Source organism: Enterococcus sp. DIV0800, from assembly GCF_050559735.1.
Classification (GTDB): domain Bacteria; phylum Bacillota; class Bacilli; order Lactobacillales; family Enterococcaceae; genus Enterococcus_A; species Enterococcus_A devriesei.
Genome location: NZ_CP187899.1, coordinates 659190 through 686093 on the forward strand (window position 1 = coordinate 659190; position 26904 = coordinate 686093).

Consider the following 26904-nt stretch of genomic DNA (forward strand, 5'->3'; position numbering starts at 1 on the left):
AGGAGGAAACAAATGATTAAGGCAGTCGCGGTAGATATGGATGGCACGTTTTTAAACCGTCAAAATGATTATGATCGTCCCCGTTTCGACAAAGTTTTCGCTAAAATGCAGGAACAAGGCGTGCGTTTCATTGTCGCTAGCGGGAACCAGTATTATCAATTACGTTCTTTTTTTAAGGGCTATCCTGATATCACCTATGTCTCGGAAAATGGCGCGCTAGTCTTTGACGACCAAGGCTTGCAGCAGGAACAGCATTTTTCAAAGGAATTAGCCGAAAAAATTACGACTTTCTTAATTGAAGGCGATCATGATCTGGAGTTTGTGGCATGCGGTATCAAGTCCTCCTATATGCTGACGAGCGCCAGCGAGATTTTTAAAAAATTCGCTCGTATTTATAGCTATGAGTTGGAAGAACTAGAAAGCTTTGATGAATTGCCGAATGACCCAATCGTGAAATTCGCGCTAGATGTCGAAGTGGCAAAGACGTATGAGATCGCTGAGCATTTAAACGACGCTTTTGCCGGTGAGATCACGGCGGTTACTAGCGGACACGGCAGTATCGACATTATTATTCCCGGAGTGACGAAAGGGCGCGCAATCAAACGCTTGTTAGATGAATGGGGGCTTGAGTCCAATCAGTTGGCTTCCTTTGGCGATGCCAATAATGATTTGGAAATGCTGGCGCTGACGGAAAATAGCTATGCTATGAAAGAATGTAGTCCAGAGGTATTGGCCACGGCGAAGCACCGTGCCCCTTCCCATGATGAATCGGGGGTGCTGCAGGTGCTAGAGGAACTATTGGGTTAGCTAGTTTGATTAATAGAAAAACGGAGACAGCTTATTTTGCTGTCTCCGTTTTTTGGTGTTCTTTCACAAATGCTTTGGCTTCTTTATTAATTGTTTTTAAGTCACAGCCCTGTTGTTTAGCGGCAAACACACAACCGCAGTAGCATTGGCGATAGACATCGTATTCTTTGCACATTTCAATCGAACGCTGATAACCAGAATTTTTCTTGAAATCGCTTGGTAGGTAGTTTGTGTTGTAGATTTTTTGGATATCCATGCCGATTTGATTGATTAATTGGCTATTTTTTTTCGGCGAGATCGTCAAGGCACTGCCAAAGTAATCATAGCCGCGTTCTACAGCTTCCTTTGCAGCTAAATCCAACCGCATATTGAAGCAAGCCGTACAGCGTTTGCCGCCTTCCGGTTCTTCCGTCAAGTTTTGCGACTGCATCAATTGGATGAATTCGTTGGGTTTGTAATCATCAACGATTAAATCCACGTGATTGCCGGTTGCGGCGTTAAAATCGTTGATAAATTTTTCTTGGACGAGTACGCGTCGTTGGTATTCACTTTCTGGATGGATATTGGAATTAGAGAAAAAGATCGTGACATCCGCGTGCTGGGTCAAAAATTCTAATGTATAGGTACTGCAGGGCGCACAGCAAGAATGGATCAGGATACGGGGCCGGACTGCGTCTTTTTCCCACGCCTGAATCATTTTGTGCAGCACGCGATCATAATTTATTTTTTGATTGCTCATTTTGTCAACGATTACCGTTGCATCTATTGTATTCATAAAATCACCTGAAGGTATTATAAGCGAAATGGGGATAGAAAGAAAGGTTTGGAAGGATTTGTTTCTCATTAGATCTGTCTGTTTTGTCAGTAAAAAAAATCTGAGAATGATTGAAATTCTTAAAATCATGCTTATAGTATATACTATAAGGTATATACCTAACGTAAATATGTTAGAATAAAGATGTTGAAGAAATGATTCAGTTATCAATCGAAAATTAAAAAAGGAGATCCCATGGAAGAAAAAAAAACGACCAAGGCAAAATTTGATCAGGTTTCTGCCGAGATCGAACAGCGGATTCATGACGGAGTCTATGTCAGCTCACAAAAATTGCCGTCAGAATACGATTTAGCCAAAGAATTTGGCTGCAGCCGGCTGACGATCCGCAAAGCCATCGACGATTTAATCAGTAAAAATATTATCGTCAAACGCCGCGGCAAAGGCAGCTATGTCATGACTCAACCAAAGATTCAAAGCGGCCGCTCGGGTCTGCAAGGCTTTACCGAAGCTGCCAAGGCTTATGGAAAAACGAGTCGAACGGAAGTTATTTCCTTTGAAAAAGTTGCGGAACCGGCGGAAGCAATTTTAAGCGCTTTACAATTGGAAGAAGATCAGCCGATTTATGAATTAGTCCGCCGCCGGATTCTTGATGAGGAACCGATGACAGTGGAAAAAATTTACCTCGCTGAAGAATATGTTGAAGGTTTGACAAAAGAAGATTTCAACGGCTCACTCTTTAAGCTACTGGAACAAAAAACAGAGATTGCCTATTCTCATCAAGAGGTCGAGGCGATTTTAGTCAAACCGGAGTTGTCAAAATTATTAGACGTGCCGATGGGAGACCCTTTGCTACAAGTATATTCAGTGACCTATGCCTTAGACGCAACGCCGATTTTTTATGATATTTCGTATTATCGTTCCGATCGTTATGTTTTTAAAACAACACTGACCCGCTACGGTCACTAGGAGGCTTTTTCATGGCAATTGATTTTAAACAAGTTATCGCAGAAAACAAGGAGCAATTTTATCACGATCTTGATCAAGTAATGCGCGTCCCAAGTGTCAAGGGGACACCGGCTGAACACGCCCCTTTTGGCGAAGGACCGAAAGAAGCTCTAGAGGTTGTGATGGGATTGGCGGAGAGCTATGGCTTCAAGACAGAGATCGTCAATGATGCGGTGGGTTTTGCGCAGTGGGGAGAAGCTGAAGAGTACATCGGGGTCGTCGGTCATTTAGATGTCGTGCCGGCTGGCGAGGGCTGGTCATTCCCTCCGTTTCAATTAAGCAAACAGGCGGAGCGTTTTTATGGTCGTGGCGTATTAGACAATAAAGGACCGATCATGGCTTGTTTATTTGGCTTGAAACTATTGAAAGACCTAGATATTCCGTTAAAGAAAACGATTCGGATTGTATTCGGCACCGATGAAGAAAGCGGCAGTTCAGATATCCCGCTGTATTTAAGTGAAGAAAAGCCGCCGATTTTCGGTTTTACACCAGACTGTAAATACCCGGTCGTCTATGGAGAACGAGGCATCGTCAATTATGAGATTTTGACTTCCTTTGCGGCCACTGAGCTGGAAATGTTAGGTGAGTTCATCGGTGATCAAGCCCGTGATCATGTGCCTGACGAGCTAGCGGTTACGATCAAGGGGGAAAAACTGCAGGTCACAGGAAAACGCGCACCTTCCAATGCGCCAGAGCTGGGAAAAAATGCGATTACCTTGTTAGCAGAAAAAATCACCAAAGAAAAATTAGTCAGCGGAAAGCTGAAGGAGTATTTTGCGTGGCTGGTTACCAGCTTAGCTGAAAAACATACTGGTGAGGGATTAGGCATCGATTTTTCTGACGCGGACAGTGGAAAATTGCAGGTCACGCCTTACGAACTTCGTAAAAAAAACAATCAGCTAGCATTGTCACTGGCAATTCGTTATCCCGTTTCTTATACCGAGGAGGAAGTAACGGAAGCTTTAAAAAAACATTTGCCAGCTGAAAGTGAGTTAAACATCGTGCGACGGATCAAGAGCAATCATTTTCCTAAAGAGAATGAGAATGTTCAGTTACTATCGAAGGTCTACGAAGATACGACTGGCTTAGACGGTACACCCGTCACCACGACCGGGGCTACCTACGCGCGCTTTGTACCTAACATCGTTGCTTTTGGTCCATCTTTTCCTGGGCAAAAGGGCATCGCCCACAACCAAGATGAATACATGGATGAAAAAGATTTATTATTGAATATGGAAATCTACATGCGGGGAATCTTGGCGTTAACTGAAAGATAACAAATGTAAGACTTAGCAGTGTTTGCTAGGTCTTTTTTATTTGACCAAAATCGCGTTCCTTTAGAAAACGCTTAAAAAAAATAAAAAAATTTCCCATATAGTATATACAAAACAGTATATACTATTTATAATGGTGACAGATTTTAGAAATGTAAACGGTAACGAGAGGGGTAAAGCAATGGCGTGGGGAGCAATTGCCACATGGCGTATGGCGCACGACGGCGTGATCGAAGCACTGCGATTATTAGAAAAGCAGCAATCAGCCGGCGATGCAGTAGAAACATTGATCAAAACAGTGGAGGATTATCCATATTATAAATCCGTAGGCTTTGGCGGTTTGCCAAATGCTGAAGGGATTCTTGAGATGGATGCTGCCTTTATGCATGGCGATACGTTCGAGATTGGCGCAGTCGCAGGTATCACGGATGTCAAAAATCCAATCTCCGTTGCGCGTAAGCTCAGTAAAGATAAGTTCAACAGCTTCCGCGTAGGCGAAGGTGCGACGAAATATTCGATGTTGGAAGGCTTTGAACGCAAAAGCATGTTAACAGAGCGAGCACATAAGATTTGGGAAAAACGTTTGAAGGAAATTCATGAGAACAATTTGAATCCTTACGATGGCCACGATACAGTCGGAGCTATCACGTTGGATCAAACAGGTACCATGACTGCTGGAACTTCCAGCTCTGGGTTGTTTATGAAAAAACCTGGCCGTGTAGGGGACTCACCATTATCTGGTTCAGGTTTTTATGTCGATAGCGAGATCGGCGGTGCCGCAGCGACCGGTCTTGGGGAAGATTTGATGAAAGGCTGTTTATCTTATGAGATCGTTCGCTTGATGGGTGAAGGCTTCACACCACAAGCCGCTTGTGATAAAGCGGTCTACGAATTCCACGATAAACTGACCGACCGCTACGGGAAAGCTGGGGCCTTCTCGTTGATTGCTATGAATACTCAAGGCGAATGGGGCGTGGCCACGAATGTTGAATTCACCTTCAGCGTCGGCAACGATCAAGCAGAAGCACAGATCTTTATCGCAAACATGGGCGCTAACCATACGACCGAGATTCAACCAATCACGCAAGAGTGGTTAGCAGCATATGAAAAACGGATCAAAGCACCAATAGAATAAAAAGAGTAAAAAAAAAAATAGGAGCGTGAAAACGATGAACAAAAAACAAATTTATCTATTCTGCGATGCAGGGATGTCAACCAGTATTATGGTCAATAAAATGATGGAAGTCGTGGATAAACATAATATGCCGCTACAAATTACTGCGTTTCCAGTAGCCCGTTCGCAGGAAGTGGTAGAGAAGGAAAAGCCGGTGGCTATCCTTTTAGGACCACAAGTGAAATTTTTATTGGAAAAAACAAAGGAGCGCTTCGCACCGCAAGGAATTCCAGTGGCTGTGATCGCACCAGAGATCTACGGAATGATGGACGGCGAAAAAGCGATGAAAGAAGTTTTAAAATTAATCAAACAAAATAAAAAATAGTTCATGAACGATTGGAGGAAAAAAAGATGCAAAAGTTTTTAAACTGGTTGGAAAAAATTCTGACTCCTTTAGCGAAAGTCATTGGCGAGAATAAATATTTGATTGCTATTCGAGATGGCTTTTTGATTTCTACGCCCTTATTGATCGTGGGTTCCTTCTTCTTACTGCTGGCGAATTTCCCGATACCTAATTGGAATGAAATGATTTCTCCAATCTTAGGAAAAAACTGGGAATCTTTAATGTCAGTTCCGGCTTCCGCAAGTTTTGATGTTATGACAATCTTAGCGGTCTTAGGGATCGCCTACAGCTTGGGACGCCAATTAGAAATCGATGCGATCCAATCAGCTGCCTTAGCACTTGTTTCTTTCTTTATTTTAACCCCATACACGACCCTATTTACACCAGAAAATAGTACACAAGTGTATGAAGTAACTAGCCTACCGTTAAAATGGATGGGTTCAAGCGGTTTGTTCTTAGGAATGATTATCGCGTTAGTCTCAACACGTATTTTCGCAGCAGTGATTCGTCGCGGTTGGACGATTAAAATGCCAGAAGGTGTGCCGCCGACCGTAGTAAAATCTTTTGAAGCTTTGATTCCAAGTTTTGTAGTTATCACTATCATGTTTGTTCTTAACTGGCTGGTTTCCTTAACATCAATGGGGAACTTGCAAGATGTCATCTTCAAATTCTTACAAACGCCATTATTAAGCTTAGGTAATACGTTAGGTGCCATGATCATCGCCTACTTGTTCTTGCATTTCTTCTGGTTCTTCGGGATCAACGGAAGCAGTGTTGTAGGTGCGGTCTTCAATCCAGTTTTACGGGCATTATCAGTGGAAAATATGCAAGCCTTCAAAGACGGGCATGAAATCCCGAATATCATCACTGGACAATTCCAAGATATGTTCGCGACTTTTGGCGGTGGTGGTTCAACCTTGTCATTAATCCTAGTGATGGTGATCTTCTGTAAGAGTCAACGGGTGAAAAAATTGTCCCAGCTGTCATTAGTTCCAAGTATTTTTGGGATCAATGAACCGATTATTTTTGGATTGCCGATCGTATTGAATCCAATCCTTTTAATTCCTTTCGCGCTAGTTCCTACTATCAATATCATTATTTCTTACTTTGCGATGGATTGGGGAATCGTCAATTATACAAATGGAATTCAATTGCCATGGACGACGCCACCGATCATCTCCGGCTTCTTAGTCAGCGGCTGGCAGGCATCGGTTTTACAAGCCTTATTGATTGTCTTAGGAATGGCTGTGTACTATCCGTTTATTAAAGTGTTAGACGATCAGTATATTCGTGAAGAAAAGGAAATGGAAGCATTGGAGACGGAAGAAATCGACTTTGACAGCTTCAACTTCGATGAAATCTAAGAACGAGAGGAACCAAAAAATGAACGACGAACAATTACAAGTAGTAATGGGCTTGATTATGAATGCTGGAAATGCAAAAGGTGAAGCAGTGGCAGCCTTAGCAGCAGCTAAAGAGAATAATTTTGATGAAGCGGAGGAGCGGATGAAGGCCGCAAACGAAGCATTAGTTGAGGCTCATAATACTCAGACTAGTCTGCTTACAGCGGAGGCTAGTGGAAATAATGCAGAAGTCACGTTATTGATGGTCCATAGTCAAGATCATTTAATGAACGCCATTTCTTACTTAGGTTTGACGCAAGAGTTAATTGAGATGTATAAACGTTTGACCGCGTTAGAAAAATAATGATTTAAAAAACAGGTAAGGATTTCCCCTTACCTGTTTTTTTTATAGCCAGTTTGAATCGTATGTTGGTAGCAAATCTGAGAAAGCCTTCGGTTACTTTTGCTAACCATAACATCTTTTTGTTACTATAGTGGCTAAGAAGTGTAGAAGGTGGGTTAAAATGAAGCCGTTCCTGATCCATAACAAAGAAAGAAATACTTATCCAATGGTTGTCAGTCTCCCCCATAGTGGAACTTGGCTCCCTGAGACAATGAAAAAAAATTTATATTCAGAGGCAGTCTTGGCGAATACAGATTGGTTTTTACCAAAATTGTACGAATTTCTAGTAGCTAAAGGGTGCACAGTTATTGAAAATCAGGTGAATCGTTATGTCGCGGACCCAAATCGCGGGAGTCAGATGCTCGGGCAGGATTACCAAACTAGTGTAGTTTATCAGTACAATACTTTTGGGCATAAATTATACAATCAGCAATTAGAGCCGCAAACCATCGAGGAGCGCTTAACAAACTATTATTGGCCCTATCATCAAGCGTTACAAGAGTTGATAAATACAAAAAGGCAATTTTATCAGAAGGTTTATCTTTTAGATCTTCATAGTTTTGCTGAATACCCCAACCAAGTGGGCATTAGACCGGCAGATCTAGTGGTGGGGAATCAGACAGACCAAAGCTCAAGCGCGGAATTTCGTCAATTAGTAACCTCGTTATTAGAAGCGGAAGACTATGCCGTTTCTAATAATCAGCCCTTTCGTGGCGGTTTTATTACTAAATTTTATGGGAATCAGCCGCACATTGAAGCGTTACAATTAGAGATTCGCTACCAAGAATATATTGAAGCACGCTCCTTCGGTGAAGAGGTGCTGACTAAGTATAATCCAGCCTTATTTCATTGTGCGCAGCGGCGTTTAGAAAAAGTATTTGAAAAACTATTAGAGAGCATTTCTAAAGAGAGGAGATCCTGTGGAGAGTGAGAGAAATAAGTTTACGCGAAAATTGTTATTAGAATCAGGAATAAAGGAAGGTTGGCGAATTTTAGACGTTGGTTGTGGTTCTGGTGAAGTCAGTTTGTTGGCTTCTGAGTTGATAAACGGTAAAGGTGAGATTATTGGGATAGACATTAATGCTGCATCGATTCAAATAGCTCAAACAAGAGCGGCTGAAGGGAACGTAACGAATGTCCAATTTGTCGCTATGCCTATTGAAAATGCTGCCAAGGAGCTTGGAACTTTTGATCTGATTATCGGGCGACGAATTTTGATGTACTTACCTAACCCATTTCAGGCTATTGAAACGTTAACAAAGATCTTAAAATCAAATGGCCGGATGGTTTTTCAAGAAAGCGATGCAATGGGTGCTGAAACTTCAGCAACCACTTTTCCTTTGCATACAAAAGCTCAACAATATGTTTGGCAAACAGTTGCTAGCGAGCAGGGAAATATTCATATTGGCTCAGAAATGTATTCGTTATTTACGAAAGCCGGTCTCAAGGTAAAAAATCTAGAAGCGGAAGCCGTTTTACAAACAGCGGAAACAGGAAGTGACCTTGCTTGGCTGCTACAAATGATGGAAGAACGAATAATCCAAGCCGGAATTGCGACTAAAAGAGAGTTAGAAATCCTCGAAAAGGCACTTACTGAAGAGATGGATAAGTCGAACGCGGTCTTTATCAGGGATATGAATTTTGGAATCTGTGTTTCAAACTAAAAAGTCGCTTGATCAATGATCAAGCGACTTTTTAGTAATCATTCGGATAATGGACCACGATAAATTTGACGATACTATTGGTTTCGTTGTCCCAATTATGGTTGATAGTGGAAAAATAATGCGCTGAATCCCCAGGATAAAGCTGATAGGTCTTTTCTTCGATCACTAAAGTCAGGATTCCTTCTATTATATAGACAAATTCTTCGCCTTGATGGGGATAAGTCGTAGGCAGCTCACGTTTTTCGTGAGGCATGATCTCAATCATTTTTGGCGCGATTTTTTTGTCTTGCGGGGTCCGGCTTAGTTGTTTGTAGATCATATTATTTAGCTGGTGGATCACCGGCTGATCATAGCCGCGAACAATGGGCTCGCTTTCACGTTCTTCTTCAAAGAAGTAATTGATCTTTACCTTGAATAAGTCAGCGATAGTGGCTAGATGCTCCACCGCGATGGTGGTGATACCGCGTTCAAATTGTGACAAGAAACCCGTAGACAGTCCGGTTGCTTCCGAAAGCTGTTTAAGGGTCATTCCCCGCTCATTCCGCAGAGCTTTCACCTTTTCACCAATATTCATCTGGATCCTCCTCAACATAAAGTAATTATTTCTTAGTATAACTGAAAAAAGGAAAATCACCAACAATCATTGAAATGAAATAGTTTACCGAAAATAAACTAATAGATTCATTATAATGAATAAAGCGGTTGCAACTTTTTAACGACGTCTCTATAATAGGAGGTAGGAGGGAAGCACGTGAAAAAGCCGACTATTTTTAACATTCAGAAATTTTCGACCCATGACGGTCCAGGGATTCGGACAACGATTTTTTTCAAAGGGTGTCCCATTAGATGTGAATGGTGTCACAATCCTGAAAGCCAAGTCTACGCTCCAGAGATCATGTTGAACAAATACGGAAAAGAAGAAACGATCGGGAAAGATTATTCCCTGCGCGAGCTGGTCAAAAAGATCCAAGCGGATCAAATTTTTTACGACCAATCGGGTGGTGGTGTGACCTTTTCTGGTGGAGAAGTAATGGCACAAGATATGGATTACGTAGTGGAGCTGGCGAAAGAGTGTCAGCGTCTAGGAATTTCCGTGGCGATCGATACTTGCGGCGTAGCGCCAACGGAGAATTATCGGCAGATCTTACCCTACGCAGATTTATTTTTATATGATCTAAAGTTCATAGATTCACATAATCATAAGCTTTATACTGGCGTTGGCAATCAATTGGTGTTAGAAAATCTCCGGTTCTTATCCCAGCAGCAAGCGGAGATCAATTTGCGTTTGATCTTATTAGATGATGTCAATGCGGCGGAAGTTGATGCAGAGGCGATCATTGAGTGGCTGGAGAAAGAAAAAATTCATGTCAGTGAAATATCGCTGCTACCATATCATGATTTTGGCCGCGATAAATATGAACGACTTAAAAGAGTCTGTACACAAAATTTTAAAAAGCCTTCAGAAGAACAGGTGGAAGCCTTGCAAAAAGTCTATCAAGACGCGGGTTATCAAGTCACGATCGGTGGATAAAACATAAGAAAACTCAATTCAATAAGGAGGAACAGATTGATGGTGGAATTAACAGTGGAACCAACGAGAAGAGGAAGCACAGAACGGATCAAGCGTTTACGAGAGATCAGCGACAAGGAATGTACACCAAGTATTTCCATGGAGCGGGCGGTTTTACTGACGGAAGCCTACAAAAAGTGGGAAGGCAAGGTTTCGGCGCCGGTTTTACGAGGAAAAGCTTTCAAGTACATCATGGAAAATCGGACGAATTATATTGAAAAAGGTTCGTTGGTTTTAGGGGAAAAAGGCGATAAGCCGTGGGCAGCGCCGACCTTCCCGGAATTGTGCTGTCATACATTGGAAGACTTTGATAATATGAACAACCGGGAAAAAGTGTTCTTCAAAGTCAGCGAGGAAGATCGCCGGATCCAAGAGGAAGTGATCATTCCTTATTGGCATGATCGGGCTATGATGACGCGGATGAACCGCTTATTGCCAAAGGAATGGCACCTGTTGTTTGAAGGCGGGCTGTATACAGAATTTTTGATGCAACGAGGGCCGGGCCACACGGTAGCGGATGGGAAAATGTATCAAAAGGGATTCGCCGATTTTAAAGCCGACATCCAGCAAGAGATCGACAATTTAGATTACAACAACGACATGGAAGCCTTGAATAAACGGGAAGAGCTGGAAGGCATGAAGCTAGTCTGTGAGGGCATGATCGTCTACGGCAAGCGCTACGCACAGGAATGTCGTGAGTTGGCGGAACAAGAAACGGATCTCCAGTGGAAGCAGGAATTATTGGAATTAGCCGAGGTCTGTGATGTGGTTCCAGAACATGCGCCGCAAACCTTCCGTCAAGCGATCCAAATGTATTGGTTCACTCACATTGGGATCACCGTTGAGATGAACAACTGGGATGCTTATTCCCCAGGAAAGTTAGATCAGCATTTAGAGCCTTTCTATGAAAAGGACATTGAAGCGGGCCGCTTGACGCGGGAAGAAGCACGGGAGTTATTAGAAAATCTTTGGATTCAATTCAACAATCAGCCGGCGCCGCCAAAAGTCGGGATCACCTTGAAGGAAAGCGGCACTTATACGGATTTTTGTAATTTGAATACGGGAGCGTTGCGGCCCGATGGCACGAGCGGGGTCAGCGATGTTAGCTATTTGATCTTGGAAGTCATGGATGAAATGAAGCTATTACAGCCAAGCTCGAATGTTCAAATCTCCCGCAAGTCACCGGAAAAATTCTTGCGTGAAGCCTTGAAAGTCTCTCGTAAAGGCTGGGGACAACCAGCGATGTATAATTCCGAAGCCATCTTGGCGGAATTGAGCTACCTTGGCAAGTCCGTCGATGACGCCCGGGAAAGCGGCATTTGCTCCGGCTGTGTCGAGGTCGGCGTGGCAGGTAAGGAAGCCTACGTGCTGACTGGTTATTTGAATATTCCTAAGGTATTTGAGCTGGCGATGAATCGCGGGTATGATCATTACACTGACAAGCAGATCGGGATCGATGTCGGGGATTTCACCCTAATGAATTCTTATGAAGAAGTCTTTGAAGCCTTCCACAAGGAATTGCAATACGTGGTGGATGTCAAAGTCGCCGGCAACAATATGATCGAGCGAATGTACATGGAATTTATGCCTGTGCCGCTACTTTCGGTGATGTCTGATGACTGTATCAAAGTCGGCAAAGACTACAACGCCGGCGGGGCCCGTTACAACACCAGCTACATCCAATGTGTCGGTATCGCGACAATCACTGATTCATTGGCGGCCATCAAACACAATGTCTTCGAAGAAAAGACTATGACGATGGCGGAATTATTAGCCGCCTGTGAAGCTGATTTTGAAGATTATGAAGAAATTTATGACCGGGTCTACAATGAAACACCGAAATACGGCAATGACGATGAATACGCTGATTCACTGTTAAGAAACGTAGCAGAATCCTTGCAAGCGGTGATCGCCGGCCGGCCAACGCCAAAAGGCTCGAAAACGGTCGTTGAGTTTTTACCAACCACCTGTCATGTCTATTTTGGTCAAGTGATGGAAGCTTCACCCAACGGCCGCCACAAAGGAATTCCGTTGCCAGATGGAATCTCGCCAGAAAAAGGTGCCGATCGCAATGGACCGACCGCTGTCATTAAATCGGCGTCTAAGATCGACCAAACCAAAACCGGCGGCGCTCTGCTGAATCAGAAATTCACGCCAAGCGTCGTGGCTGGCGAAGCTGGAATCACCAACATGGCATCATTAGTGCGAAGCTACTTCGCCCTAGATGGTCACCATATCCAATTCAATGTGATCGATCGAGAAACGTTGGTGAAAGCTCAGCAACACCCGAAAGAATACGAGAACTTGATCGTACGGGTGGCGGGCTACAGTGATTACTTTAATAATTTAGAAAAAGCTCTGCAAGACGAAATCATCTCAAGAACCGAGCAAGCTTTCGGATAAAAAGATAAAACAAGCCTGCTTCAGAAAGTATTTTCTGAAGCAGGCTTGTTTATGTTGCCCTTATAAAGAAAGGATCAAATGTTCACACGAATAAATCGCTTTACAGCAGGTATAGCTATGTCTGGCATCACAAAGTCGTTCTATCTAGCAAAATCTGTTCCGCTTGGATATTCTCTAAAAAGGTCTGATCGTGCTCTACTAATAGCATCGTCGGTTTGACACTTAATAAAAGCTCTTCCAATTGTTTCTGATTGAAGACATCCAGATAATTTAACGGCTCGTCCCAAATGTAAAGTTCGGCAGTCTGAGCTAAGGATTTTGCCAGTTCGACTTTTTTCCGTTGCCCCATACTCATTTCTTCGATCCGATTTTGAAAGACATTGCGTTCCATGCCAAGTTTCCGCAAATTATTCAAAAAAGAAGAGTAATCAAGCTGATTTTCTTCGGCAAAGTCTTGCAAGGTCCCGTGATTGTTCTCATAATTTTGCCGCACATAACTGATCTTAACATTCGGTCTCAAGAGCTCTCCACTGGCTTCGCCGGCAAAGGTCCCTAGTAAATAATGCAGCATGCTTGATTTACCAATCCCGTTTGGACCGGTCAAAGCCGTAATTTTTCCACGAGCTAATTCAAAGGACAGTGGAACAAAGAGCGGCGATTGCTCCGGATAACTCAGCGAGAGGTTTTCAACTTTCAACAACTGTCCATGATGACTCTCGTGATAGTTCATCGTCAAGCGATCAACGTCCTCTAAATCCTTTAACAGGCCTTCCTTCGCTTCGATTTGATCGTACATTCGATTTTCAATATTTTTCGAACGCTTCATGGTTCGGGCCGCTCGGGCGCCGATCGCTCCAGTGTCAAATACGCCGCCGCTGCCTTTTTCAGAGGGTTTGCCGTATTTGTCAGTTTCTCGTGAGCGGGACCATTCGGCCTTTTCAGCGGCGGTCTTTTTCAAACGCCCGACTTCCTTTTTGATTTTCTGATTTTGGGCGAGTTCAAATTCATCCCGCAAGTTTTTTTGTTCTTCGTAAGTCGCAAAATTTCCTTGATAAAGCACTAGCTGGCTTTTTTCAATCGCCAGCGTATGATCGGTAACTTGATTCAAAAATTGCCGGTCATGACTGACGACGATGAAGCCGTCCTTGCGCTGCAAATAATCTGCGACATGCTGGCGTCCTTTTATATCTAAATGATTGGTCGGTTCGTCGATCAAAGGGAAAAAGTCGGCTTGGGTGAATAATAATGCCAGCAAAACCTTCGTTTGTTCTCCACCGGAAAGTGTTTGATACGGCTGCCAAAGGACTTGCGGGTCTAGTTGGATCAGGTTCATTTCCCGCTCCAATTCCCATATTTCAAACTCCGCCACTTCTAAGAGGGCATAATAAGTCAGCTGTTCATGATCCGCGACTGTCGCGGGAAAGTAGACTGGTCGCAGCGGAAATTGAATTTCTCCTTGATAGAGGTAGTTGCCTAATAATAGCTGGAGCAAGGTGGTTTTGCCACGACCGTTGCGACCGACTAAGCCTAATTTCCAGCTGCTGTCGATCGTCAGATTGGCGTCATCAAAAAGCAAGGTCAACTGCTTATCAAAGCCAAAAGTAAGATGGGTCAGTTTAATAGTTCCCATAAAAAAATTCCTCCTTTACTTGTCGATCATTCAAGTAAGAATGCGGCAAATTTTCAGGAGGAAAGGAGAGTCAAGTCCTTTAGGCTCATTCCTCATAGCGGGAAAGCAGACAAAAAAGAGACTACACCCTTGAAAGGCTAAGCCAATCCTGAAAATCTGCCCACTGATCCCTTGAAAAAAGATCGGTTTGCAGTTTCCAACATTCGCTTAGATTTTCAATGGCATAATCCCTCGTTTCATTTATGATTAATTTTATTAAACCAGATTTTTTTAGTCATGTCAAAAAAATACGGACGCAGCCGCTTCCCCAAACATGCTACGCCCTGGAGTGATCCTCGATAAACGAGGTGAAGAAAATATCTCTTCTCCTATTATAGTAGCATATTTAAAAAGAAAATTGGGGTTGAAACACTTGCGAGGCTACAATTGGAGTAGGCGGAGTGCTTTTGATACAATAGTAGAAATAAGTTGGAGGTGAGGATTTGAATCATGCAGCGATTTACCATCGTCCAGAAAGCGAATTCGCCTATTTATACAAAAAGGATCTCATGCGGATTCGTCTGCAGACGGCACGCAACGAGATAAAATCCGTGGGCTTGATCAGCGGTGATTTTTATACGTTTGGTGCAGAAAAATGGTACAAAAAGCAGCAAGCGATGAGGAAGGCGTATACGACGGACACTCATGATTATTGGGAGATCGAGGTAACGGCAACCCATCGTCGATTGGCGTATGCTTTTTGCATTACCGATTTTCAAGGGAATTCGGTTTTTTTTACGGATCAAGGGATTTTTGAGCACGAGGAATACCGTTTGAACCGTGACAATTTATACTTTCGCATGCCCTATTTTCAAGAGATTGATCGGTTTAAAATCCCTGATTGGGTGCCCCAAACGGTCTGGTATCAGATTTTTCCTGAACGTTTCTATAATGGCGATCCTTCCAACGACCCGGAAGCTGTCTTAGCTTGGGGCAGTGAAGCACCGACACGGGAAAACTTTTTTGGCGGTGATCTTCAGGGCGTGATCGATAAGCTGGATTATTTGGAGGATTTAGGGATCACCGGTATCTATTTGTGTCCGATTTTTACCGCCCCCTCCAATCACAAGTACGATACAGTAGATTATTATGAAGTCGATCCGCATTTTGGCAACAAGCAGGTCTTCCGGGAATTAGTCGAAAAGGCCCACGAACGAGGCATGCGGGTGATGCTGGATGCCGTCTTCAATCATTTAGGGGCTAGTTCTCACCAATGGCAAGATGTTATCTTGCACGGGGCCGACTCGGCTTACGCAGATTGGTTCCACATTGATTCCTTCCCGCCCCGGTACACTCCGATCCCTGGCTCGGAGCAAGCAGAAAATTTGAATTACGATACCTTTAGTTTTGTACCCAATATGCCGAAGCTAAATACGGAAAATCCGGAAGTTCAAAAGTTTCTTTTAGCGATCGCGACTTATTGGATTCGTGAATTTGATATTGACGGCTGGCGTTTAGATGTTGCTAATGAAGTCGATCATCACTTTTGGAAAGAATTTCGTCAGGCGGTCTTGCAGCAAAAAGAAGATTTGTATATTTTAGGGGAGATCTGGCACAGTTCCCAACGCTGGCTGGAAGGGGACGAATTCCACGCCGTGATGAATTATGCCTTTACTGACAGTATCAAAGCTTTCTTTGTGGAAGAGTCCATCACGATCTCGCAAATGATTTTTGGCATGAATCGCCAGCAGCTTTTGTATCGTGATCAGACCAATGAAGTCAGCTTTAATCTGCTGGATTCCCACGATACCCCTCGGCTGTTGACCCTTTGTCAAGGGAACAAGGAGCTGTTGCGGAGCGCGTTGACTTTTATGTTTATCCAAAAAGGCACTCCTTGTATTTTTTACGGCACAGAAGCCGGACTTGAAGGAGAAATGGACCCAGGCTGTCGTGTCTGTATGGATTGGGAAGACCCGGATCAAGAGCTGTATACGTTCACCAAGCAATTGATCGCTTTGCGAAAACAATTTTCGGAAGTTTTTAGTCTGGGAACGATGGAATGGCATTACGATGACGACAAAAAAACCTTCTCCTTGACCCGTCAATATAAAGAAAAAACGATTGTTGCTACCTTTAATGAAGGAGAAAAATTGATTTTCGCAAAACAAGGCCGCCGTTTATTTGGACAAAATTATCACGAGAACGGGAATTACCAGCTAAACAAACATGGCTTTGTGATCGAAGAATTGTAGTAAGCATTTTTAATTAGAAATAGCGGGGAAGATGATATAGTAGATAAATCAACTATAAAGGGGTCATTTGAATGCTAGCTATCATTCTATTGCTTTCAGGAATCATCGGCCTGTTGCATCTAATCATCATGGGCTTAGAAATGTTTTCACCAGCGGAGAAACAAGCAGATATTTTCAAGATGCCGCTGTCCTTTGTCAAATTGCCGAATGCGCAAATCGCTTTGAAAAATATGGGAATCTATAATGGCTGCCTGGGCTTGTCCTTATTAGCCAGCCTGATTTTATTCAGTGGACAACAACAATTTAAGGTGCTGATGGTGCTGCAATTTTTTGTTTTGATCGTCGGTTTATACGGTGGGAAAACAGTCACCAAGTCGATCTATCTGATCCAAGCATTGCCTGCCGCGATCACACTTCTTTTGATTTTGACACAATTCGTTTAATCAAGCGCCATAGACAGAGAGCTGTAACAAAATATTGTTACAGCTCTTTTTTTGCGTTCCACTTGATTCTTCAGCTAGGTAGCAAAAGTTTTTGTTTAAAACTTTCATCTACCCTATATGTATCCTAATAATTCCTTATAGCAATCATTAATTCGTTTTTAAATCTATATAAACATCTTATTGACTTTATATAAACGTCGTATTAAACTGTAATAGACTTAAATAAAACTTTTTTAAAAGGAGAGGCATATGAATCGTTGGGTTTACTTATTTTCAGAAGGATCAAAAGAGCAAAAGGATCTGCTTGGCGGCAAAGGGGCGAACCTAGCCGAGATGACGAAATTAGGACTGCCAGTTCCAACAGGCTTCACGGTTACAACGGAAGCCTGTTTGTATTATTTGAATCATGGGGATCAGTTGACCGATGAGCTGAAGACACAAGTAATGACCGCAGTCGAGCAACTATCTGCTAAAACGGGGAAAAAATTTGGAGATCTGAAAAATCCTTTATTAGTTTCTGTTCGGAGCGGATCGAAATTTTCGATGCCAGGGATGATGGATACCGTTTTGAATCTAGGCTTAAACGACCAAACGGTGGCGGCTTTAGCTAGCAACAGTCAAAATGAGCGTTTCGCTTATGATTGTTATCGCCGCTTATTGCAAATGTTTGGCAATGTCGTGATGGGACTGGATAATAGTACCTTTGAAGGCCGGATCACCGCCTTGAAAAAGGTTAACGGCTTGTCCTTTGATAATGAGTTGACCGCCGACCATTGGAAACAAATTGTAAGCGAGTACAAAGAGCTTTATCGAAAAAACTTGCAGCGAGAGTTTCCCCAAGACCCAATCGAGCAATTGTATTTAGCCATTGAAGCGGTCTTTGGCAGCTGGAACAATGCGCGGGCGAAAACGTATCGTCGTCTGCATGGAATCAGCGACGATCTCGGAACTGCAGTCAATATCCAAGAAATGGTCTTTGGTAATTTTGGTGAGACGTCTGGGACAGGGGTAGTCTTTTCTCGCAATCCTTCCTTAGGCGACCCTGGTTTGTTCGGCGAATATTTAATCAATGCTCAAGGGGAAGATGTAGTAGCCGGTGTGCGGACACCAAAACCGATCCAAGTATTAGCTGAAGACATGCCAGAACAATTCAATCAGTTAAAAGCGATCTGTGAAAACTTAGAAACGCATTATCAAGACATGCAGGATGTGGAATTTACCATTGAAAGAGAAAAATTATTTATTTTGCAGACGCGTAGCGGCAAACGTACGTCAAAAGCTGCATTGACGATTTTATTAGACTTCTTTAAAGAAGGGATCATCAGTGAGGATGCCTTGGTCAGCCGGATTGAAGGGAAAGATCTGGAAGCGGCCTTGCATCCGAATTTTGCTGAAACAGCGTTAAAAAACCGTGTCTCTTTCTTGTCAGGTTTAGCAGCAAGCCCAGGAGCGGCAACAGGAGCGGCTTATTTTTCAGCCGATGCGGCGACTGAAGCAAAAGCGAGAGGAGAAAGAGTGGTGTTGGTTCGTGAAGAAACGTCGCCGGAGGATATCGAAGGGATCGCGGTCAGCGAAGCCGTGATTACCAGCCGCGGCGGAATGACTTCCCATGCGGCAGTAGTGGCTCGCGGAATGGGCATCTGCTCCGTAGTAGGCTGTGAACGCTTAATCGTCATGGAAGAGGAAAACCAAGCAACGGTTGCCGACGAAACGATCGAAGAAGGGACGATTCTCTCCGTCGATGGATCAAGCGGCAAGGTGTATTTCGGTGAGATCCCAATGGAAGAGGTCGGACACACAGTGGCACTAGATGAGCTTCATACGATTTGGGATCGTCACGCCGATATCAAGGTCCGTGCCAATGCTGAAACACCAAACGATATCGAAACAGGGATGGCTTTGGGAGCGGTCGGGATCGGATTAGCCCGCACAGAGCACATGTTCTTTGAAAAGACTCGCTTATTGCAATTTCGTCGCCTGATCCTAGCTGACAGCTTGGCTGAACGATTAGCGGTTCTAAAGGAATTGAAGACGGTGCAAAAACAAGACTTCAAATATATGTATCAAGCAGCGGGAGGAAAACCGACAACAATTCGTCTACTAGATCCGCCGCTGCATGAATTTTTACCTAGAAACGCTGAAGAATGTCGTGAGGTCGCTAAAGAATTAGGCAAAACCTTCAATGAAGTCAAACGTAAGACTGACAATCTGGCCGAAGTCAATCCTATGCTGGGCTTCCGAGGACTTCGTTTAGGGGTGGCCTATCCAGAAATTTATCAAATGCAGGCAGAAGCGATCATTGAAGCGGCTTGCGAAGTGACGGAAGAACAGGAGTTTAGCATTCAGCCGGAAATCATGATTCCTTTCACCATTGACGCGGGAGAATTTGCCCATGTACGGCAAGCGATAAAAGAGGCGATCCAAAAGAATTTAAGAGACAATCAGCGGACCTTGGATTATCAGATTGGGACGATGATTGAAATTCCAAGAGCTTGTTTTGTGGCGGATCAAATCGCACAGCATGCTGATTTCTTTAGTTTCGGTACTAATGATTTGACCCAGATGGCACTGGGGTTATCCCGAGATGATTCACCTAGAATTGTCACGCAATACCTTGAGGCGGGGATTTTTGAAGATGATCCATTCCAAGTGTTGGACAAAGCAGGAGTAGGCGCCTTGATGAAACTGGCGATCGAAGGGGGGAGAAAAGTTAACCCGCAATTAAAGATTGGGATTTGCGGAGAAGCTGCGGCCCATCCGAAATCCATCGATTTTTTAAATGAGCTAGGGATCGATTACATTTCTTGCTCGCCGTTTAGAATCCCGCAGGCGAAGATGACACTGGCCAAGGCTACAGTTGAAATCGTGGGAGGGTAGCGATAAAAAAACACTTAAATGAATATTTGATTAAAATAAGATATGATTTTGGAAAAAGATAGTCTTTTGGTAGGCTATCTTTTTTTTGTTATTGTAGTGAAGCACCAAAAATTTAATATTAATGATAGATAACAAACAAATGAGAAATAAGTCCGTTAAATGAATAGAATATAATTTGTAAACGAATACAACCTCAGATATACTTTTTGTAGGATTTAAATATGTCATGTCATAAAAAGAAGAACTATTTTGGCTCAGCTTGAATAACAATTTTTTTTTAGTGAATACCCAAATTTTTATGAAAAATCACTCATTAATTTTAAATGACAGTTTTTTCACAATGACTTATGAATAAAAATACGGTATAATGCTACCTTGGGAGGTGAAACAAACTGCGGAATTAGGAATCATAGAATAACACTTTCATCATGCAAAAGCGGTTTTTTAGTGAAGTGGTGGAGGGAGTCAAATTTTCATATAAATGCGAAAAAGATTCACTGGCTTAAAAAGTTATTCGAAGCTGTCAAACATGGAAACTAAAGTTAGACATGACCTTTCTAATGAAACTAACAGGTTTAACAACTTGTTTAAAAAAAAGAAAGCAGGGATGAAACAATGACAATTGATTGGCAAAAAGAAGTAGAAGCACGCAAAGACGATTTACTAAAAGACTTAGGCGACTTGATCCGCATCAATAGTATCCGCGATATCGAGCATGGTACAAAAGAAGAGCCGCTTGGACCTGGTCCAGCAGCCGCTTTACGCAAAGTCTTGGAATTTGGTGACCGCGATGGTTTCGTAACTAAAAATATCGAAAACGTAGCAGGCCATATCGAATATGGTGACGGCGAAGAAATGTTCGGATTATTAGGACACGTTGACGTTGTTCCAGTTGATGACAACTGGGATACTGATCCATTTGAACCAGTTATCAAAGATGGCAAATTATTTGCACGTGGTTCAGCCGACGATAAAGGACCTTCAATCGCCGCTTACTACGCAATGCGGATCATTAAAGATCTAGAATTACCAATTTCTAAAAAAATCCGTTTCATCTTCGGTACTGACGAAGAGAGCGAATGGGTCGGCATCCACCGTTACATGGAAGTGGAAGAAATGCCTAAAGTTGGTTTTTCTCCAGATGCTCAATTCCCAATCATCAATGGTGAAAAAGGTATCTTATCTTACGAAGTGACTTTCGCAAACAAAGCCGACGCTGAAGCTGGCGATTTTGAACTAGTAAGCTTCAAATCAGGTCAACGTACGAACATGGTTCCTGGGGATGCGACAGCTGTGATTAAAGTCAACGCTGAAGCAAAAGCAGCTGATTTAAAAGCGGCTTTTGATGCCTTCGTCGAAAAAGCTGGCGTGAAGGGCGAATTTGCTGAAAACAACGGCGAAATCACTCTAACAGTCATCGGTAAAGCAGCGCACGCGCAAGAACCAAAATTCGGCGTGAACTCTGCAACTTTCTTAGCGGCATTCTTAGTAGATTATAAATTAGATGGCAATGGCGCCAACTATATTCAAACAATCGCTGAATATATGCACTTAGATTATAACGGTAAAAAATTAAATGCTTACACGAAACATGACGTGATGGGTGAAACAACGTCATCAGCGAACTTGTTCGACTACACTTCAACGGGCGATAAAAAAATCACCATCAATGTTCGCCATCCAGAAGGCATCACGAAAGATGATATCTTAGCGAACATGGAAGAAGTTCTGAAGGCTGCGGATGTTTCAATCGCGATCATCGGTGACGTGAAAACACCGCATTATGTTCCAGCAACTGATCCATTAGTGAAAACATTATTGGACGTTTACGAAGAACATACTGGTCTAGAAGGCCATGAAGAATCAATCGGTGGCGGTACTTACGGCCGAATCCTAGAAAACGGTGTCGCTTATGGCGCAATGTTCCCAGGTGAAGAAAACGTAATGCACCAACCAAATGAATTTATGCCAATTGATAGCTTGTTCAGAGCAGCAGCTATTTATGCTGACGCTATTTATCGTTTAGTTAAGTAGCCAGCGTTTTAGGAGTAGGAGAGTTTGGTTGTCAGACTCTCCACTCACTTTTGGGTAATCGAAAGTAAGAAAGGAATTTCAAAACATGAAAAAACTGTCGAAAGACGCTTTTGGTGGAGTTAACGGCCGCGATTACGTACCTTACGTAGCAGAAAAGCCTAAAAAAGCAGGCTCACCAATTATTATGATCTTAGGTATTTTATTAGCTGCTTTATTCGCCGCATCAACTGCTTATTCAGGAATGAAGGCTGGTCTAACGGTAGCTGCCGGTATTCCAGGAGCAATTATTGGTTCAGGGCTAGTCGCTCTGTTTGTAAAACCTAAAACAATTTTAGGTAAGAACTTATTGCAATTAATGTCGAGTGGTGGGGAATCAGTTGCCTCAGGGATGATCTTCGTGTTACCAGCCGTGATCTTAGTCGGCGGTAAAGTGAATTTCATCGAAGGTGTAGGGATTGGTGTTGGTGCCGTTCTTTTAGGTGTCGGTGTCTTCTCATTGGTTCAAGATTACATGTTAATCGACGAACACGGTAAACTGGTTTATCCAGAAGCGATGGCGATTTCAGAAACATTAGTTGCTTCTGATACTGGTGGCGATTCATTGAAATACATGGGGATCGGTTTTGGTATCGGTGGTATTTTAACAGCCTTAACGGGTTCTGTTTTCGGAATCATGAACAACGTTATCAGCTATGTCAATGAAAGCTTCTACAAATGGAAATTTGAAACAGAAGTAAACCCATTATTAGCGGGTATTGGTTTCATCGTTGGGATGGATGTTTCTGTTTTGATGTTCGCAGGTTCAATCTTAGCGAACTTCGCAATTGCTCCATTATTAGGTTACTTCATGGGAATGGCTGGCAACGGCGCTCATGTTTGGGACAACGCAAGTCAATTATTAAATACAGCTGATTTTGCTGTGATCTCTGGATCATACGTGAAATATATCGGTGCTGGGATGATGATTTCTGGTGGATTGATTGGCGCAATCAAATTGATCCCAACAATCATCACATCTATCTCTGCAACGATGAAGGGTCGTAAAGAAGGTAATGAAGGCGAAGGCGGCGGTATGCTTCCATTGATCGTCGGTGCTGTTATGGCGATTGTTATGGGCTTCATCATTACTGGAAATGTGATGATGGCTCTTGTCGGCGGTATCTTATCAATCATCTTAAGCTTGCTATTCGTTATCGTTGCGGGTCGTTTGACTGGTACGATCGGTACATCGAACTTGCCAGTATCTGGTATGACGATCGCTTCAATGGTTATCTTGACGTTAGTCTTCGTTATGATGGGCTGGACAACAGCTGAAAATACACAACAATTATTATTGTTTGGTACTTTTATCGTATTAGCAATCTCAGTAGCTGGTGGGTATGCACAATCACAAAAAGTTACTTTCGTAATGGGCGGAAACTTCAACGAAGGCCGTCGTTACTTCTTAATTTCTAACATTGTAGGTGTGGTAATCGTTACTGGTATGATGGTAATCTTGTCACCACAACTTGCGATCACTGGTTCAAATCCTCCATTTGGTTTGCCACAAGCGAACTTGATGGCAACATTGACTTCAGGGATCACGTCTGGTTCACTTCCATGGCACATGGTCATTGCCGGTATCGCAATGGGCGTCGTTTTACACTTTATGAAAGTGCCAATCATGACTTTCGCGATCGGTTTCTATTTGCCAATCTCAACGACTTCAATCATCTTAGTTGGTGCCTTGATCCGTCGCTTGATTGACGAATTGAACAAAAAAGAAACAGAAGAAGTAGCAGAAGAACGTATCACTTTAGGTGTCAGCTTGTCTTCTGGTTTAATCGCTGGTGGTTCAATCATCGGTTTAATCGGAATTATCTTACAAGTATCTGGCGTCGTAACACCTGGTACGCCAACTGGCTTCTTAGGTTCAAACGGTTCAGCAATTTTACTATTAGTCATCTTAGTCGTAGCGATTGTCGTTCCACTTTTAAGCGTAAAGAAAGTGAAACATAATGACTAATCAGCAACCTGCTGTCAATCCGGAAACACAAGAGCTGTTAGCACGTGTTTATCGCATCAAAGAAGGTTTGCGTTATGAAGTACGTGATGGTGTGGTTTTTGTCATTACGGAACAAAATGCCTGGATTCAACGAGTCTTACGCAAGATTCATTATAAGATCCCGGAAACTTCTGAGATGGAGTTAGATAAATACGGCAGCTTCATCCTTCAACAAATCGATGGCAAGAAAACCGTCGCAGAAATTGGTGAAAATCTTGGCGCAGCCATTGAAGAAGCCAATGATCAACTTTATGATCGCCTGCTGATTTATTTGCATCATTTAGAGAAGAATGAAAAATATATCGAATTAGTATAATAAGAAACCGCACTGGACGATAAGTCTGGTGCGGCTTTTTTAATTTAGAAAAAAGTGCTTTAAACTAACTAAACCAAGCACCTAAGAAATCGTCTGTAGCTAACGATACTCCTAGGTGCTTGGTTTAAGTTTTCATTGAATAGATTTTGTAAGGCCGGCCGACTTTGGTATAAATGACTTCACTAGTTAAAAGCTGGCGATCTTCCAGATGCTGAATATATTTTCGCACTGAGACGTGGGAAAGGTTACTGGCGTCTGCTAGTTCTTGGATAGTGAAATCGCGTTTCAAACTTGCTGCCGCGTTTTTGATTCGTTCCAAGGTTTCTGGTGAGAGCCCTTTTTCTAATTTTGCTGAGGGGTCTGATGGCGTATCGGCCGGTTTTTTTAGGAGCTGATCGATCTGTTCTTGGGGCAGATTGGCCTGTTGTAAGGTTTGTTTACGTTTGAAAAAAAGACCTAAGCTTTCTTGGAAACGCTGATTCGTAAAAGGCTTGACGAGATAATCCACCACGCCAAGATGCAAGCCCTCTTTGACGGCCGGGGCTTCATTGGCGGCGGTGATCAAGATCACTTCGAGCATTTGCTGCTGCCGTCGTAGTTGGGCTAGTAGTTCTAAGCCGTTGCCATCTTTTAAATGAATATCCAAAAGAATCAGATCAATCGGTTTTTCTTTTAATAATTCCTTTGCGTCGGTAATGGAGCTGGTAGAATAGATTTGTTGGAACTGGCCCGCCTGTTCTAAATAATTGCGGTGGATGAATTCCACCATCGGATCGTCTTCTACGATTAATACGTTCATGTTTTCACCTCGTGATAGCTGGTTTTTAATTGTAAGGTTAGCAGCTCTGCTTGGACTTCAATGGTTAAGTCCGCTTGTCGGTCCTGAAGCATTTGCTGGAAGAAATTGGTCGTCAAATGTTCTTGTAGCTGTAGTTGTTCTGTCTCCGCTAAATAAATCAGATAACTCGTAGTTAACTGGTCGGCTTCATAATGGATCGTCATAGGCAGCTCTTTGCCAAGGGAAAACTGCAGCAGACTGTGATGCAGGTAGCGATAAAGATCAATGATCCCCTTCGTTTCCTCTGTATTTTGATTGGCGGGAATCTCTGGGGTGATCTCAATCATCAGTTGCGTTTTACGTTCCGCAAATTTTAGTCGCTCACCAATTAAGAAACCGGCGATCTGCGGGTTTTGCACCAGAAAAGATAAGCGATGAGAAAATTCTTTCTCGGGACTTAAAATATCGTCTAAATAAATCTTCAGCTCATCGTAAGCTTGCAGATCCGCCAAGCCATAAATCACATGAAGCTTATTCATGAATTCGTGGGATTGTGATTGTAAAGCGCTGGCATAAGCTGTTGTATTAGCCAGCTGATCCATAACGAACAAGGACTCCGTCGCGTTCCGAAGAAAGATGATCCAACCGATTTGTTTTTGATTGACGATGATCGGCGCGGCGGAAAAGAGATAGTCTTGACCATTTTGTCGATACAGTTGTTCAGCGGTGCGGGAAAAATCCAACTGTTTTTCGTCAAGGATCAACTGGTTCAACGATTGACCAACTAAGGCTGCTTGACTGCCAGTGAGCCGCTGAAACAATTCACTGGCGGCGATGTTAGCTAAATTGATTCGTTTTTTTAAATCTACTACGGCTACGACATCCTTAGTCTCGTCCAGCATGGCATTGCGCTCTTCAAACAAGCGGGAGATTTCTTGCGGTTCAAGGCTGTGAAGCTGCCGTTTTAAATAATAGGCCAGAGCCGAAGCCGCCGCGATCCCGCTGGCGATACTTAATAATAAGGCAATCGTATAGCCTTCTCGAGAATTTTTAATCAAGCTGCTAAGCGACTGGACTCTGATTCCTAGCGCGACCACCCCGATTTGTTTTTCTGGCTGTTCTATCGAAAAAACAGGGACAAAGCCGCGTAGCGATTCCCCTAAAGTGCCGTGACTGACGGAGAGATGATTTTTACCTTCGAGAGCGGGGGCTTCATCACCGCCTTTGAAATGTTTGCCGATCATGGCTTCATCAGGATGGGTCAGGCGGATCGCCTGCATATTCATAACTACCGCGAAATCCAGCCGGTGAATCTTGGCGACTTCTACGGTATATTTTTCCAGCTCTTCACTAGGTTTGTTTTCTGCTAAAGCAGACTGGACTTGCGGCTCGATCGCCAGCTGCTGGCCAAGATCTAATAAAAGTTGGGATTCCGTCTTTCGCATATAGCGGGAATTTTGATAAAGAATCAGGCCATACAACAGGGAGGTTACGACTAGCAGTACCACGACAAAGGCGACCGATAATAAACTCCATAAACGCCAGCTTTTCTTCACCTCGATCCCTCCTTTTTTTAAAGTATAGCATAGCCTTCGCTAATAATTGTCAGCGCTTTTTTACTTTATTTAATTGAACTACTTAAATTAATTAAATAATCTTCAATGTTGAAAGCGCAGCCATTATGATGAGGGTGTTCAAGAAAGACAAACGTTAACCAAGCTAAATCTTAGGAGGAAAAAACAATGGAGAAACACTTGGAAACAAACACGGCTCGATCGGCCGAAAAAGAA

22 protein-coding genes are annotated in these 26904 nt (G+C 43.0%); 17 read left to right on the forward strand and 5 right to left on the reverse strand.

Translation table 11 applies throughout. From position 1 onward, the window contains the following. The first annotated feature begins 12 nt into the window (after positions 1-12). Positions 13-807, forward strand: a complete 795-nt coding sequence (locus tag IGI54_RS15125) for a Cof-type HAD-IIB family hydrolase (protein WP_430621712.1) — start codon at positions 13-15, stop codon at positions 805-807. 31 nt (positions 808-838) lie between these two features. On the opposite strand, the gene IGI54_RS15130 is transcribed toward IGI54_RS15125, so the two are convergent. Then, a complete protein-coding gene (locus IGI54_RS15130; RefSeq protein ID WP_430621713.1) occupies positions 839-1582 on the reverse strand; it encodes an epoxyqueuosine reductase QueH in 744 nt (247 codons plus the stop codon). 234 nt (positions 1583-1816) lie between these two features. Between IGI54_RS15130 and IGI54_RS15135 the strand changes: the two genes are divergently transcribed. The 8 genes from IGI54_RS15135 to IGI54_RS15170 all read left to right on the forward strand — a co-directional run bounded on the left by IGI54_RS15135 (position 1817) and on the right by IGI54_RS15170 (position 8788). Beyond that, positions 1817-2548, forward strand: a complete 732-nt coding sequence (locus IGI54_RS15135) for a GntR family transcriptional regulator, LSA1692 subfamily (RefSeq protein WP_071862045.1) — start codon at positions 1817-1819, stop codon at positions 2546-2548. An 11-nt stretch (positions 2549-2559) separates the two neighbouring features. Continuing rightward, on the forward strand, positions 2560-3864 hold the full coding sequence (locus tag IGI54_RS15140; RefSeq protein WP_430621714.1) for a Sapep family Mn(2+)-dependent dipeptidase: 1305 nt from the start codon (positions 2560-2562) through the stop codon (positions 3862-3864). 178 nt (positions 3865-4042) lie between these two features. Continuing rightward, positions 4043-4996 carry a N(4)-(beta-N-acetylglucosaminyl)-L-asparaginase gene (locus IGI54_RS15145; protein WP_430621715.1) on the forward strand — a complete coding sequence of 318 codons (954 nt, stop codon included), beginning with the start codon at positions 4043-4045 and terminating at the stop codon, positions 4994-4996. 34 nt (positions 4997-5030) lie between these two features. Further along, the gene (locus IGI54_RS15150) at positions 5031-5360 is read left to right on the forward strand and encodes a PTS sugar transporter subunit IIB (protein WP_071862042.1); all 330 of its coding nucleotides are present in this window, start codon (positions 5031-5033) and stop codon (positions 5358-5360) included. Positions 5361-5386: 26 nt separating this feature from the next. After that, entirely contained in the window at positions 5387-6742 is a 1356-nt protein-coding gene (celB, locus tag IGI54_RS15155; RefSeq protein ID WP_071862041.1) for a PTS cellobiose transporter subunit IIC, read from the forward strand. A 19-nt stretch (positions 6743-6761) separates the two neighbouring features. Further along, positions 6762-7085 (forward strand): PTS lactose/cellobiose transporter subunit IIA, encoded by a 324-nt coding sequence (locus IGI54_RS15160; RefSeq protein ID WP_430621716.1) that lies wholly within the window; start codon positions 6762-6764, stop codon positions 7083-7085. A gap of 160 nt (positions 7086-7245) precedes the next feature. Then, a complete protein-coding gene (locus IGI54_RS15165; RefSeq protein ID WP_430621717.1) occupies positions 7246-8055 on the forward strand; it encodes an N-formylglutamate amidohydrolase in 810 nt (269 codons plus the stop codon). Between the two features lie 22 nt (positions 8056-8077). Beyond that, complete coding sequence (locus IGI54_RS15170; protein WP_430621718.1) at positions 8078-8788, forward strand: class I SAM-dependent methyltransferase; 711 nt, start codon at positions 8078-8080, stop codon at positions 8786-8788. Positions 8789-8819: 31 nt separating this feature from the next. Here IGI54_RS15170 and IGI54_RS15175 read toward each other — a convergent pair whose 3' ends face one another. Further along, a complete protein-coding gene (locus IGI54_RS15175) occupies positions 8820-9362 on the reverse strand; it encodes a helix-turn-helix domain-containing protein (protein ID WP_313631081.1) in 543 nt (180 codons plus the stop codon). A gap of 177 nt (positions 9363-9539) precedes the next feature. On the opposite strand from IGI54_RS15175, the gene IGI54_RS15180 reads away from it, so the two are divergent. Together IGI54_RS15180 and hypD are read left to right on the forward strand one after the other, a co-directional pair. Continuing rightward, positions 9540-10319, forward strand: a complete 780-nt coding sequence (locus IGI54_RS15180; RefSeq protein WP_430621719.1) for a glycyl-radical enzyme activating protein — start codon at positions 9540-9542, stop codon at positions 10317-10319. A gap of 39 nt (positions 10320-10358) precedes the next feature. Then, a complete protein-coding gene (gene hypD / locus IGI54_RS15185) occupies positions 10359-12761 on the forward strand; it encodes a trans-4-hydroxy-L-proline dehydratase (RefSeq protein ID WP_430621720.1) in 2403 nt (800 codons plus the stop codon). Between the two features lie 127 nt (positions 12762-12888). Here the strand turns inward: hypD and abc-f are convergent, their stop codons facing one another. Continuing rightward, positions 12889-14391, reverse strand: coding sequence for a ribosomal protection-like ABC-F family protein (gene abc-f, locus IGI54_RS15190; protein ID WP_430621721.1), 1503 nt, complete (start codon positions 14389-14391; stop codon positions 12889-12891). A 482-nt stretch (positions 14392-14873) separates the two neighbouring features. On the opposite strand from abc-f, the gene IGI54_RS15195 reads away from it, so the two are divergent. From IGI54_RS15195 to IGI54_RS15220, 6 genes are all read left to right on the forward strand, one after another. Continuing rightward, positions 14874-16622 (forward strand): glycoside hydrolase family 13 protein, encoded by a 1749-nt coding sequence (locus tag IGI54_RS15195; RefSeq protein WP_430621722.1) that lies wholly within the window; start codon positions 14874-14876, stop codon positions 16620-16622. A gap of 71 nt (positions 16623-16693) precedes the next feature. Next, positions 16694-17065 carry a DUF1304 domain-containing protein gene (locus IGI54_RS15200; RefSeq protein WP_071862032.1) on the forward strand — a complete coding sequence of 124 codons (372 nt, stop codon included), beginning with the start codon at positions 16694-16696 and terminating at the stop codon, positions 17063-17065. Positions 17066-17314: 249 nt separating this feature from the next. Further along, positions 17315-19942 carry a pyruvate, phosphate dikinase gene (ppdK, locus tag IGI54_RS15205; RefSeq protein WP_430621723.1) on the forward strand — a complete coding sequence of 876 codons (2628 nt, stop codon included), beginning with the start codon at positions 17315-17317 and terminating at the stop codon, positions 19940-19942. A gap of 615 nt (positions 19943-20557) precedes the next feature. Continuing rightward, on the forward strand, positions 20558-21976 hold the full coding sequence (gene pepV, locus IGI54_RS15210) for a dipeptidase PepV (RefSeq protein ID WP_430621724.1): 1419 nt from the start codon (positions 20558-20560) through the stop codon (positions 21974-21976). Between the two features lie 85 nt (positions 21977-22061). Then, complete coding sequence (locus IGI54_RS15215; RefSeq protein WP_216430349.1) at positions 22062-23981, forward strand: OPT/YSL family transporter; 1920 nt, start codon at positions 22062-22064, stop codon at positions 23979-23981. Next, on the forward strand, positions 23974-24336 hold the full coding sequence (locus IGI54_RS15220) for a PqqD family protein (RefSeq protein ID WP_430621725.1): 363 nt from the start codon (positions 23974-23976) through the stop codon (positions 24334-24336). The genes IGI54_RS15215 and IGI54_RS15220 overlap by 8 nt, the downstream gene beginning before the upstream one ends. Positions 24337-24460: 124 nt before the next feature. Here IGI54_RS15220 and IGI54_RS15225 read toward each other — a convergent pair whose 3' ends face one another. Further along, a complete protein-coding gene (locus IGI54_RS15225) occupies positions 24461-25135 on the reverse strand; it encodes a response regulator (RefSeq protein ID WP_430621726.1) in 675 nt (224 codons plus the stop codon). After that, on the reverse strand, positions 25132-26670 hold the full coding sequence (locus tag IGI54_RS15230; protein WP_430621727.1) for a Spo0B domain-containing protein: 1539 nt from the start codon (positions 26668-26670) through the stop codon (positions 25132-25134). Before IGI54_RS15230 ends, IGI54_RS15225 begins: the two co-directional genes overlap by 4 nt. Between the last annotated feature and the right edge of the window lie 234 nt (positions 26671-26904).